This window comes from Alteromonas sp. H02, assembly GCF_059682525.1.
Window position 1 is genome coordinate 5,544,743 of the sequence record NZ_CM185021.1, and the last position, 12,598, is coordinate 5,557,340.

General features: G+C 50.8%; 14 protein-coding genes. 12 read left to right on the forward strand and 2 right to left on the reverse strand.

The features are described from left to right. The first annotated feature begins 85 nt into the window (after positions 1-85). From lexA to AC566Q_RS25600, 5 genes are all read left to right on the forward strand, one after another. Entirely contained in the window at positions 86-709 is a 624-nt protein-coding gene (gene lexA / locus AC566Q_RS25580; RefSeq protein WP_105933005.1) for a transcriptional repressor LexA, read from the forward strand. A 437-nt stretch (positions 710-1,146) separates the two neighbouring features. Beyond that, entirely contained in the window at positions 1,147-2,259 is a 1,113-nt protein-coding gene (gene coxB / locus AC566Q_RS25585; RefSeq protein ID WP_240621823.1) for a cytochrome c oxidase subunit II, read from the forward strand. Positions 2,260-2,268: 9 nt separating this feature from the next. Continuing rightward, on the forward strand, positions 2,269-3,885 hold the full coding sequence (gene ctaD, locus AC566Q_RS25590) for a cytochrome c oxidase subunit I (RefSeq protein ID WP_499612420.1): 1,617 nt from the start codon (positions 2,269-2,271) through the stop codon (positions 3,883-3,885). A 10-nt stretch (positions 3,886-3,895) separates the two neighbouring features. After that, positions 3,896-4,471 (forward strand): cytochrome c oxidase assembly protein, encoded by a 576-nt coding sequence (locus AC566Q_RS25595; RefSeq protein WP_499612422.1) that lies wholly within the window; start codon positions 3,896-3,898, stop codon positions 4,469-4,471. A 16-nt stretch (positions 4,472-4,487) separates the two neighbouring features. Next, the gene (locus AC566Q_RS25600) at positions 4,488-5,366 is read left to right on the forward strand and encodes a cytochrome c oxidase subunit 3 (RefSeq protein ID WP_499612424.1); all 879 of its coding nucleotides are present in this window, start codon (positions 4,488-4,490) and stop codon (positions 5,364-5,366) included. A 2-nt stretch (positions 5,367-5,368) separates the two neighbouring features. Here the strand turns inward: AC566Q_RS25600 and AC566Q_RS25605 are convergent, their stop codons facing one another. Beyond that, positions 5,369-5,578: a DUF2909 domain-containing protein gene (locus AC566Q_RS25605; RefSeq protein WP_279319594.1), complete on the reverse strand. Its 210-nt coding sequence runs from the start codon at positions 5,576-5,578 to the stop codon at positions 5,369-5,371. Between AC566Q_RS25605 and AC566Q_RS25610 the strand changes: the two genes are divergently transcribed. The 6 genes from AC566Q_RS25610 to AC566Q_RS25635 are packed head-to-tail and all read left to right on the forward strand — an operon-like array spanning position 5,577 to position 10,079. Continuing rightward, positions 5,577-6,320, forward strand: a complete 744-nt coding sequence (locus AC566Q_RS25610; protein WP_499612426.1) for an SURF1 family protein — start codon at positions 5,577-5,579, stop codon at positions 6,318-6,320. The genes AC566Q_RS25605 and AC566Q_RS25610 overlap by 2 nt on opposite strands. 1 nt (position 6,321) lies before the next feature. Next, a complete protein-coding gene (locus tag AC566Q_RS25615; RefSeq protein WP_499612427.1) occupies positions 6,322-6,894 on the forward strand; it encodes a redox-active disulfide-containing membrane protein in 573 nt (190 codons plus the stop codon). A gap of 9 nt (positions 6,895-6,903) precedes the next feature. Then, positions 6,904-7,881 (forward strand): COX15/CtaA family protein, encoded by a 978-nt coding sequence (locus AC566Q_RS25620; RefSeq protein ID WP_499612429.1) that lies wholly within the window; start codon positions 6,904-6,906, stop codon positions 7,879-7,881. Positions 7,882-7,890: 9 nt separating this feature from the next. Further along, a complete protein-coding gene (cyoE, locus tag AC566Q_RS25625; protein ID WP_499612431.1) occupies positions 7,891-8,826 on the forward strand; it encodes a heme o synthase in 936 nt (311 codons plus the stop codon). Further along, positions 8,823-9,470: an SCO family protein gene (locus AC566Q_RS25630; protein WP_499612432.1), complete on the forward strand. Its 648-nt coding sequence runs from the start codon at positions 8,823-8,825 to the stop codon at positions 9,468-9,470. Before cyoE ends, AC566Q_RS25630 begins: the two co-directional genes overlap by 4 nt. Beyond that, the gene (locus AC566Q_RS25635; protein WP_499612434.1) at positions 9,471-10,079 is read left to right on the forward strand and encodes a GNAT family N-acetyltransferase; all 609 of its coding nucleotides are present in this window, start codon (positions 9,471-9,473) and stop codon (positions 10,077-10,079) included. 56 nt (positions 10,080-10,135) lie between these two features. On the opposite strand, the gene AC566Q_RS25640 is transcribed toward AC566Q_RS25635, so the two are convergent. Beyond that, positions 10,136-11,224, reverse strand: coding sequence for a polysaccharide deacetylase family protein (locus AC566Q_RS25640; RefSeq protein ID WP_499612436.1), 1,089 nt, complete (start codon positions 11,222-11,224; stop codon positions 10,136-10,138). 110 nt (positions 11,225-11,334) lie between these two features. On the opposite strand from AC566Q_RS25640, the gene AC566Q_RS25645 reads away from it, so the two are divergent. Beyond that, a complete protein-coding gene (locus AC566Q_RS25645) occupies positions 11,335-12,597 on the forward strand; it encodes an MATE family efflux transporter (RefSeq protein WP_499617622.1) in 1,263 nt (420 codons plus the stop codon). Position 12,598: the final 1 nt, after the last annotated feature.

A 12,598-nucleotide genomic window follows, 5' to 3' on the forward strand; every position in this document is an offset into this window, starting at 1 on the left:
CCTTAAATTGGATCCAGCAAAAATCGTTGTGTTTTAAGTTTTAGTCGTTATACTGCTAACAACTGTATGGAATAACAGGCTGTTTATGCGTCCACTAACCCCCCGACAACAAGAAGTACTCGATCTGATCAAATCCACTATGCTGGATACTGGTATGCCGCCCACGCGTGCTGAGATTGCCCGTCAGTTAGGCTTTCGCTCTGCTAATGCTGCAGAAGAGCATTTAAAGGCGTTGGCGAAAAAAGGCGTGATTGAAATACTTCCGGGTACTTCGCGGGGGATTAAGCTTAATATTCCGCTGGATGACGAAGTGGAAGAAGAAGGCTTACCGCTGATTGGCCGGGTTGCGGCTGGCGAGCCGATTCTGGCTCAGGAACATGTGGAAATGCACTATAAAGTGGATCCGGCGTTATTCCATCCAAAAGCCGATTTCCTGCTGCGTGTAAACGGTATGAGTATGAAAGACATAGGCATACTGGACGGCGATTTGTTAGCAGTGCACCGCACCAGCGATGTCCACAATGGACAGGTAGTGGTGGCCCGTGTAGATGAAGACGTTACCGTAAAGCGCTTGGAAAAGCGCGGGCGTGAAGTACTGCTGCATGCAGAAAATGAAGAATTCTCACCCATTAAGGTCGACCTGGCTAATCAGCCGTTTAATATCGAAGGTATCGCTGTAGGCGTTATCCGTAATGCCGACTGGATGTAAGCACCCCAGGCATTATTTTTTAAATCTATGAATTTGAAAACCGGCATTCGCCGGTTTTCTTGCGTTTAGGGTTTTATTTTCTTTAAGCCACGCTTTCCCGGTACTTTTTGCCTGTTCAGGTCTACTTATTAAGTTAGTAAAAGCTCACTAACAAAATTCACGCCGATTACCCTCCTCGCACAAAAAATAACCATTTATCCGAATTTTAGACAAAAATAGCTGGACGTTATAGTCACAATGAGTAATTCTTATACAGTGCTTAACAATAAAATAACAAAGTAAGCACAAAATATTAAAAAGGCAGTTCAAATAACAACCAATACAGACCAGTCAGGCTTTTTCGCATTGGGGCGTTTCGCGAGTGGCTACCGGTCTAACGGAGGTGTCGAGTGAAACAACTCGGGATATGTGTACTGAAAGCCTGGACAGCACTCGTTCTGTTGGTAGCTGGCGCGACAGCGGTAGCAGCAGGAAGCGGCGAAGTGTCGGCACTGAATCTGCGGCGTGGCGCGACAGAGATCAGTGGCCAGGTTTACGATCTGCACATGCTGATGTTCTCCATTTGTGTGGGGATCGCAGTAGTCGTGTTTGGGATCATGTTTGTTTCTATGTATTTGCATCGCAAATCACGGGGTGCAAAACCAGCTAACTTTCACGAGAGTGTGAAAGTCGAAATAGCCTGGACCGTTTTACCCTTCTTAATTCTTATCTTTATGGCTGTACCAGCCGCCAAAACACTGCTAGCAATGGAAGATACTACCGAACCGGATATGACCGTGCTGGTAACCGGTTCGCAGTGGAAATGGCATTACAAGTATATGGATCGCGACGTGGAGTTTTATTCACTGCTGGCGACTCAGCGTGAACAAATCGATAACCGCTACGCCAAGGGCGAAAACTACTTGCTGGAAGTCGACCGCCCTTTGGTAATCCCAACCGGGCAGAAAGTACGCTTTCTGATCACCTCTGACGACGTGATCCACTCGTGGTGGGTGCCTGATTTCGCAGTGAAAAAAGATGCTAACCCGGGCTTTATTAATGAAGCCTGGACACGGGTAGATGAGCCGGGGATTTACCGTGGTCAGTGCGCTGAACTGTGCGGTAAAGACCATGGGTTTATGCCGGTAGTGGTGATTGCTAAAGAACCGGCTGCATATGAAGCCTGGGTCAGTGAGCAGGAGTCCATTCGTCAGCAAGCCCGCGAGGAAGAACAGCGTTTACTGGCGATGAATATGTCGATGGAAGAGCTGATGACCGAGGGTGAGCGTGTATACAACGCTACCTGTGCCGCCTGTCACATGCCAAACGGTGAAGGCTTACCCGGCGTGTTCCCGGCCCTGAAAGGCAGCCCCATGGCACTCAACGACATGCAAGGGCATATCGACATTGTATTAAACGGAAAAACCGGCACCGCTATGCAGGCGTTTGGCAAAATGCTGAGCCTTAAAGAGCTGGCGGCGGTGATTACCTACGAGCGTAACGCCTGGGGCAATAACACCGGTGATATGGTGCAGGCCAAAGACGTTAATGCTGTGGCCAGCGGGGAATAGGAGCAGAACATGAGCAAAGCAACTGAGATTATCAGCCCCGCCCACGGGGAGGCAGATGCCCACGATGACCATCATGAGCATCATATTCCCAAAGGCTTAATGCGCTGGGTGCTGACTACCAACCATAAAGACATCGGCACACTGTACCTGTGGTTTGCCTTCATTATGTTTTTGGTGGGCGGTGCCATGGCGATGGTGATCCGGGCCGAACTGTTTCAGCCCGGGTTACAAATTGTTGAACCTAATTTCTTTAATCAGATGACCACCGTGCATGGTCTTATCATGGTGTTTGGGGCAGTTATGCCGGCCTTTACCGGCTTGGCTAACTGGCTGATCCCCATGATGATCGGTGCGCCGGATATGGCGCTGCCACGGATGAACAACTGGAGTTTCTGGATCCTGCCGTTCGCCTTTACTATTTTGCTGGCCTCACTGTTTGTTGAGGGCGGTGGCCCGGCCTTTGGCTGGACGTTCTACGCACCGCTGTCTACTACCTACAGTGGCGACAGTACGGCATTGTTCGTGTTCTCGGTGCACATCATGGGTATCTCATCCATTATGGGTGCGATAAACGTGATAGTGACCATCTTTAACATGCGGGCGCCGGGCATGACCTGGATGAAAATGCCGTTGTTTGTATGGACCTGGCTGATTACTGCGTTCCTGCTGATAGCAGTAATGCCGGTACTGGCAGGCGCGGTGACGATGGTGCTTACCGATAAGTTCTTTGGTACCAGCTTCTTTGATGCTGCCGGTGGTGGCGATCCGGTGATGTTCCAGCATATCTTCTGGTTCTTCGGTCACCCCGAAGTGTACATCATGATTTTACCGGCCTTCGGTATTATCTCGCAGATTATCCCTACCTTTGCCCGTAAGCGCTTGTTTGGTTACGCCTCCATGGTATATGCCACGGCTTCTATTGCGCTGTTGAGCTTTATTGTGTGGGCTCACCATATGTTTACTACGGGGATGCCGGTGGCGGCAGAGATGTTCTTTATGTTTGCCACCATGCTGATATCGGTACCAACCGGGGTGAAAGTATTTAACTGGGTAGCCACCATGTGGCGTGGGTCCATGACCTTCGAAATCCCGATGATGTTTGCTATTGCCTTTATTGTGTTGTTCACCATTGGTGGTTTGTCGGGCCTGATGCTGGCGATAACGCCGGTGGATTTCCAGTACCATGATACCTACTTTGTGGTGGCACACTTCCACTATGTGCTGGTAACCGGCGCGGTGTTCTCGATTATGGCCGCGGTGTATTACTGGATCCCGAAATGGACCGGCCGTATGTTTGATATCACCCTGGCTAAATGGCATTTCTGGTGCTCGCTGATTTCCGTAAACGTGCTGTTTTTCCCTATGCACTTTGTAGGGCTGGCGGGTATGCCGCGGCGGATCCCGGACTATGCCTTGCAGTTTGCTGACTTTAACAAGTGGATTAGCCTGGGCGGTTTTGCCTTTGGTCTCTCGCAGCTCATTTTCCTGGCGGTGATGATTAAAGCCTGTCGTAAACAGGGTGAGCCGGTGTCTGATCAGGTGTGGGACGGTGCGGAAGGTCTGGAGTGGGAAATCCCCTCACCGGCGCCTTATCACACCTTTGAAACGCCACCGATTGTGAAGTAAGGGCACAACCATGGCCAATTCCAACTCGGCACTGGTAACCAAATTACTGCTGATTGTGGTGGGCATGTTTGGCTTTGGTTTTGCTCTGGTCCCGTTGTATGACGTGTTTTGCGACATCACCGGTATCAACGGCAAAACCAATGAAACGGCCGCGGTTTACTACGATGGGCAGGTGGATGAATCGCGCACCGTTACGGTGGAGTTTATTACCCGCACTCATACTGGTATGCCGTGGGAATTCAGGGCACAAACCAAGAAGGTAAAAGTGCATCCCGGTGAAATGAATATGGTGGAATTTTATGTGCGCAACCCGGCTAACAAGTCGATGGTTGCGCAGGCCATTCCATCGGTTACACCGGGTCAGGCGGCGTTGTATCTAAACAAAACCGAATGCTTCTGTTTTAACAGTCAGCCATTGGCGGCCGGCGGCGAGTCGCTTATGCCCATGCGGTTTTATGTGGATCCGCAGCTGCCCGAAGACATTCACTTTTTTACCGTGCAATACACCCTTTTTGACGTCACTGGTAATGGTACCGATGACAAACAACTTAATAACCCTTTCCTGACTTCATTTAGCGATAACTGAGTCTAAGGAGAAAGTAATGCAACAAGAGTATCAGAAATACTATGTTCCGGAGCAGAGCTACTGGCCTATCGTGGGTGCCATTGCACTGTTTCTAATTGCGGTAGGGGCCGGTAACTTTGTTATAGAAGCCACTCGCGGCGAGAGCGGCTGGGGCGATAACGTACTGGGCGCTGGCATCGTTATGTTACTGGTGATGCTGTTTGGCTGGTTTAAGGATCAGATTAACGAGTCCATGAGCGGCTTGTACAGCGACCAGTTGGGCCGCTCGTACCGACAGGGAATGAGCTGGTTTATTTTCTCTGAAGTGATGTTTTTTGCGGCTTTCTTTGGCGCGCTGTTTTATGCCCGCATGATTGCAGTGCCATGGCTTGGCGGTTCGTCGAATAACGCCATGACCAACGAAGTATTGTGGCCGGGTTTTCAGGCAATGTGGCCGCTGGTGGAAACACCGGGAGGCATTAATACCACGCCAATGAGCTGGGCGGGCCTGCCCACCATCAACACCATTATTCTGCTCATTTCCTCGGTTACGCTACACTTTGCACATGTTGGGCTGGAGCAGAATAAACGTAAGCAGCTTACCACCATGCTGGGTGCCACCATTTTGCTGGGCTGCGTGTTTTTGTTCTTACAGGTAGAAGAATACATTCATGCCTATCAGGAGCTGGGGCTAACCCTCCAATCCGGCGTGTATGGCAATACTTTCTTCCTGTTGACTGGCTTTCACGGCATGCACGTTACCCTGGGTACCATCATTTTAATGGTGTTATACCTGCGCGTAATCAAAGGCCATTTCACACCCGACAATCACTTTGCCTTTCAGGCAGGCAGCTGGTACTGGCACTTTGTAGACGTAGTGTGGGTAATGCTGTTTGTGTTTGTTTACGTGTTGTAAGGCTAATAAGGACTCGGATTGGGCGTGATCAGCCCGGTGGCCATGGCTACCAGGATGATCACCACAATCAGGGCCGACGTCATAACCCGCCGGCCAATATATTTACTCATCGGGGCTTTACCTGAGTTGTTACCCAGCATCGCTTTCATCGCTAAAAACAGGTTAATGATCATAAAAATCAATAAACCAACAATAATCACTTTGATGACCATGAGTAAAACTCCTCAGTACTCCGTGGCGAATGGTTCCGGCCCCAAGAAATGGCCGGTACTGGCAAGCTGCTTAACGCTGATGGCGGTTGTAGTTATGGTGTTTTTGGGTGTCTGGCAGCTTGATCGCATGGAGCAAAAACAACAGCGTCTCGACAGCATAGCGCAAAAATACACCACTGCGCCAATGCATCCTTTCGACGTTGCCGATCAATGGCAGGATGTGCGTGATGTACCGGTGCAGTTTAGTGGTGAGTTGCAGGCAACACAGCTTATCTATCTCGATAACCAGATCACCAATGGTGCCAGCGGTTATGACGCGCTGGTGCCAGTGATTACCCGCGGTCGGCCGGTACTGGTTAACCTTGGCTGGGTGGCGGCCACTGCTTCCCGGGCTGAGCTACCAACAGTTGAGCTTCCCACGGGGCCGGTGGTAATCGAAGGGGTAATAACCCAGCCCGGGCTCAATCCACTGATCAAAGAAACTCAGCAACAGTTCAATGATTTTCCGCTGCGGGTGCAGCAAATAGATATTCCTCTGTTTAATCAGCAATGGGCATCGCGACTGCCAGACATGGTCGTTGAGCGGTTGTCGTCGCAGCCTCAGATGAGCCGGTTTGTTACTAACTGGCAGCCGGTTGTGATGTCACCGCAAAAACACCTCGGTTATGCCATTCAGTGGTTTGGCCTGGCCATTGCTGCAGTAGTTATTTTCATTATCGTGCTCATCAGGAGAACCCAATAATATGGCAACCGCAATTACTCCTCAGGCTAAACCCAAACGCTCGCTGCTGATTTTAATGGCGGCATTTATTATTCCGGTAGTGTTAGCCAAGCTGGCCCTCGACTTTAACTGGTTTGAGCAAGGCGCTACCAATAAGGGTGAGCTGCTGCAACCGGTAGAAAACCTCCAGCCATTGCTTAGCGAGCAAACACCAAAGTGGCGGGTAATGTATATCGTCCCGGCGCAGTGTGGTAACGAATGCGAAAATGCAATTTACGCCATCCAGCAAGTCTGGCTGGCACTGGGCAAAGAGTCTGACCGGGCTCAGCCTGCGGTATTTTTAACCGCAACCAGCGACAGCAAAGCCATGAATATTCTGCATGATTACGAACATATCAATGCGGTTACGCTTAACCAGTCGCAAATGCAGCAGTTGGAAGCCAGCCAGGTCAACGAGCATATTTTTCTGGTCGATACTCAGGGCAATGCGATGTTGCGTTATCCCCTTTATCAGCTTCGTCAGGATGCCGTAATGGGCAGCCGCGACGTACTGTCTGATCTGCGTAAATTACTTAAACTGTCACGTATTGGTTGAGGCGACACTATGCGGAAGTTGGTTGGTTTTAGTATTCTCCTGGCCGTCGTAGTCATTGTGCTGGGTGCCTACACCCGTTTAACCGATGCAGGCTTAGGCTGTCCGGATTGGCCGGGCTGTTACGGGCATCTTACGGTGCCGGAATCTGACATGCATATTGAGGCGGCTAATGCCGCTTATCCTGAGCGGCCGGTAGAAACACAGAAAGCCTGGAACGAAATGATCCACCGCTATTTTGCCGGCACCCTGGGCCTGTGTATTTTAGCGATCGCCGTGTGGGCGGTGAGCAAGCGATCTGCTGAAATTCCCTTAAAACTGCCGCTGATTTTGCTGGCGCTGGTGTCTTTTCAGGCATTACTGGGGATGTGGACAGTCACGCTCAACCTGCTTCCGGTGGTGGTGATGGGCCACCTGTTGGGTGGTTTTAGTGTACTGACCTGTCTGTTCTTACTGTATTTACGGTTATCCCGATACCGGATTGGTTTTGTGGATATGCGGATTAAACGCTATGCCACGTTTGCCGCACTGGGCATTGTGGTGCTGGTGGGTCAAATCGCCCTGGGCGGCTGGACCTCAGCTAATTATGCGGCGCTGGCCTGTACCGAATTTCCGGTTTGCGAAGGCGACTGGCTAAGCCGCCTGGATATGGCCGGCGCGTACAGTGTGCCCGAGGCCACCAATTACGAATATGGCGCCCACGATTACGCCGAGCGCATGACTATGCATATTGTTCACCGGTTGGGCGCGGTGATTACTTTTCTGTATCTGGGGTGGCTGGCTATCAGCCTGTATCGTCGCTCCGCTTCTCAGCATCTGCGCAACGCGTCGGTGGTATTAGGTCTGGTCTTATTGGCTCAGGTTGGTCTGGGCATCAGCAATGTGGTATTCAGCCTACCTCTGCAGGTTGCCGTTTTACACAATGCCGTAGCGGCATGTTTATTACTGGTGCTCGTTCTTATTACTTACACACTGTATCGAAAAGTGTAGGAGATTCTCATGGCAAAATCGCAATCGATTAATGCACCGCTGTCAGCCTCCAAAAGCCGCCCGTTAAGCGGCTGGCGGGCAAACTGGCGTTATTATTACGAAATGACCAAGCCCAGGGTGGTGATGCTATTACTACTTACCGCCCTGGTGGGGATGTGTCTGGCCACGCCAGGCTGGGTACCCGCCGATCGCTTAATTGCCGGGTTACTGGGCATTGGTCTGCTGGCCAGTGCGGCAGCCGTACTTAACCATATTGTGGACCATAAAATAGACAGCCAGATGGCGCGCACCTTTAATCGTCCGGTGGTGAAAGGCAAGGTAAGTATTCAACAGGCGCTGATATTTTCGTTTGTGCTGGCGGTAGTGGGTTATGCGTTGCTTGAAATCTGGGTTAACCGCCTAACTGCCATGCTCACATTAGCCAGCCTCGTAGGCTATGCCGTGGTTTACACCATGTTTCTTAAACGTGCCACACCACAAAATATTGTGATTGGTGGTTTAGCCGGTGCCGCGCCGCCATTACTTGGCTGGACGGCTGTTACTGGTGAAGTGCATGCCTACGCATTACTGTTGGTGCTGATTGTATTTACCTGGACACCACCGCATTTCTGGGCGCTGGCTATCCATCGCGAGAAAGACTACGCCAAAGCCAAAGTGCCTATGCTACCGGTGACTCACGGTATTGCTTTTACCAAAACCTGTGTGCTGCTGTACACTATTCTGCTGTGTTTAGTGTGCCTGCTGCCTTACCTGATTGGTAAAGCGCATCTTATTTATCTGGTCGGTTCATCGCTGCTTAACGCCGGCTTTCTATATTATGCGTTAAAGCTCAAATATGCGGCCGATGAGCAAACCGCCATGACCACCTTTAGATACTCGATTGTCCATCTGATGGTATTATTTGTTGTATTGTTGGTTGATCACTATGTTCCGATGGCTTTATGAATCAAAAATTGTTGTTAACCCTGGTGGCGGCGCTGGCCCTTGTGACCGGCGTGGGTATGGCGTGGTGGTTCACCACGCAAAGCACCGAAAACGAAACGCCCAAGTATCTGCAAACCTTTCCTGAGCCTCGCCAGCTGGCTGAGGTCACGCTGGTCAATCAACAGGGTGAAACGGTCACTAACGAAGTGTTTAAAGGGCATTGGAGCCTGCTATTTTTAGGCTATACCTTTTGCCCTGATGTGTGCCCAACTACTATGGCGGCATTAGGAAAAATTTATCCAGAACTAAAAAATATTTCCACCGACTCACCGATTCAGGTAGTGTTTGTCTCCGTGGATCCAAAGCGGGATACACCTGAAAGGCTCGCCTCTTATGTTGAGTACTTCAACCCGGAGTTTGTTGCTGTAACGGGTGAGCATAAAATGTTGTTCCCGTTTGCGAGATCGCTGGGGCTGATGTACGCCATTGCTGAAAGTACCGATAACCCCAATTATCTTGTTGATCACAGTGCTTCTGTGGTTGTCGTCGATCCGAATGGTTTGGCCATCGGAAGGTTTAAGCCTGAGTATAATCCTGGTGAACTTGCAGTAAGTGACAGTATTCAAATACTTACTGATATGCCTGTTATTACCAAAGAACAATAAATGCCATGTTGTAGTGTTATCCGAAATGCCAAAAAGGATGATGGTAGTATAGCTGTTCCCCTGCTGTTTAACGCTGGTAAGCACTTGCTTACTGAGGTCTTTGGCCAAGGTGACCAACAAGCCACCCTGGACTACCTGTTATCAGCCTGGAAGAAAGGTGGTGGACAGTACGGTTTTGAAAATCATTGGGTTGCCGAGTATAACGGCGAAGTGACCGGCCTGGTTAGTTGCTGGCATGATCGCTTGCCTGAAAACTTCGACAGAGAAACCCTGTCTTCTATCGTTGAACACTATGGTATCGATGACGCGCTTGAGATCGTCATGCGCTCTCAGCAATACCTGGCCGTGTTAGAGGCGCCTTTATTTACCGAACTCGGTATTGGCCACCTGGCCGTATCACCCGACGCGCGGCGTCAGGGGACGGGCTCTGCCCTTATCGAGTTTATGGCAGTAAAAGCCCGTGCGATGAAGAAAAATGCGCTCGTTTTAAACTGTGAAATTGCTAATGAAGGCGCGATTGCTTTTTATCAGCGGTTAGGGTTTGGTGAACACCGGACCAACGAACAGTTTGTGCAAATGATCAAAGCGCTGCATATAGAAACGCAATAACCAGTGGGCGATTGACGGTCGCGATATACTTGCGTCAGTAATCGCCGCTGTTTCGCTTAATCCGGATAATGTCCCTTCTCGTTGGCCACGAAAAACGGCATCGAATACCAGTAAAAGCGGCCGCCTGCCGACTCTGATGGCGCAGTACAGTTCACCCGTGAACGTCCAGTCGGTAACTTTGCATCCAAAGTAAAACTAAACCCGCTGGCAGTGGTTGCTACGTCAAGTGTACCGCCCTGATAGTAACAGGCCAGCTGCGATAATCTCACGTCTTTAGCGACAGTCTCGTCGAGAGTAATCGTAATGGTGTCATCAAGCTGGCGGCCGGCCATTTGCGGGTCGGCCAGCGAAGCACTCTCTACCGGCATAGCCAGACTGGCCATTTTGGTTTTCAGAGTGCTCAGCTTGGCATAGGGCCCGGCAGCAGGAAAACGCGGGATAGCCGTCATATCGGTAAATTTACCGAAGGCGCCAGAGTGCTGTCCAAACCCGGTATAACCATGCTCGGCCAGGCGTTTAGCCAGCGTACGATTGTATTCGCCGAAGGGGTAGGCAAGGTACTTAAGTGATTCACCGGTCTGTTGCTGTATGATTTTTTCAGCACGGGTGATGTTCTGCCACACCCGCTTAAGCCAGGCTTGTTCGCTTTCTCCGGCCTGTTTTTCCAGCAGGTGCAAATGGTCCATGGTGTGATTGGCAAAGGTCACTCCCTGTTTTTGCATTTGCCTTACCTGCTCCCAGCTAAGCTGATTACCCTGTTTACCAATGACTTCAGGGTTTATAAAAATGGTGTAAGGAAAGTCATGCTTGAGCAGTAACGGGTGACCATTGGTGAGTATATTTTCGTAGCCATCATCAAAGGTAATGGCCAGCGCGTTTTCCGGCACGCTACGCTTGCCTTTTGCCGCTTCAACCAGCTCCTTTAAGGGCACTACCGTATAGTTTTCAGCAATGTAGTCGAGGTGCTGAGCAAACTCTTCGGGGGTTACTGAGGTGCTGCGCGGGGTATCATCCGCTACATGGTGATACAGTAAGATCACGCCACTGGAATGGGCTGGACCGGCCTCGGCCTGACTTGCCGTGCCGTGCAAAAATAACAGGCTCAGTAACAGCGGGATAAATCGGCGTGTCATGATAAACTGCATGCATTCTCCTTGAAATTAATACAAAACTCGCAAAGGTTCCGGTGACAACCCTATCCTATCAGTTACGTGGCAGTGCTGCCCACATTCAGTTATTAAAGCTGGCTCTGCCGATGATCCTGGCGAATATCACCACGCCATTACTCGGACTGGTTGATACGGCGGTAATGGGGCATATGGATTCATCGGCGCAACTCGCCGGCGCATCCATTGGCGCGTTAATTCTTACCCAAATTTACTGGGTGTGCGGTTTTATTCGTATGTCGGCCACCGGTATGAGTGCACAGGCCAGGGGCGAGGGCGATCTCAGCGTGATGGCCAGGTCATTTTATCAAACCGCGGTAATTGCCATCACTATTGGCCTGCTTATCTGGTTAACCCAACAGGCTATTTTGCAAGCCGGCTTATGGCTAGCGGCTCCGGCTGCCGATGTGGCGGTTTACAGCCGTGAATACTTTAATATCCGGGTGTGGGGTGCACCGGCTGCTCTGCTCAATCTGGCTTTGATTGGCTGGCTGGTGGGACAGCAAAAAACCACCAGTGTGTTACTGGTGCAGATTGTCGGTAACCTGCTTAATGCCGGCCTCGATATCCTGCTGGTCTGGTGGTGGGACTGGGGCGTAAGCGGTGTGGCGCTGGCCAGCGTAGTCGCCGAATACACCATGATGGTCATGGCGATGCTGATTGCCTTAAAACATATTCAGTGGCAGCCGCCGGCAATGGAGTGGTTTAATAAAACGGCGCGTAAATTTTTAATGAAGCTAAACGGTGACATGCTGTTGCGTAATCTGGCGTTGCAGGCTTGTCTGGCTTTTTTAACCATTCAGGGCGCTCGGTATGGCCAGACTGCCACCGCCGTAAATGCCATCCTGATGCAGTTCTTTGTGCTGATCGCGCTGGGCCTCGATGGCATTGCTTACGCTGTAGAGGCCACCGTCGGAGAGGCCGCCGGTGCCAGGAGTACCAAAGGGGTGATGCGCCAGACACAGCGGGGGTTATTGTGGTCGGGGTTGTTTGCCGTCGGCTATGCGGTGATATTCTGGTTTTTCGGGCCGCAAATCATTCGTTTACTCACCGACATTGAGTCTTTGCAGCAGGCAGCGTACGCCTACCTTGGCATGATGAGCGTGTTGCCACTAGTGGCTCACTGGTGCTTTTTATATGATGGCGTGTTTGTGGGCCTGACCCAGGCGAGAGCCATGCGCGATACCATGGTAGTCAGTGCGTCGCTAGTGTATTTCCCGGTGTGGTATTTCACCCAGTCTGAGGGTAATCCGGCCTTGTGGTGGGCTTTGCTGGCCTTTTTACTTGCCCGGGGGATCACACTGGGAGCGGTGTTCTACTGGCGCAGGGATAAACTCGTTGTGAGTGCCTGAG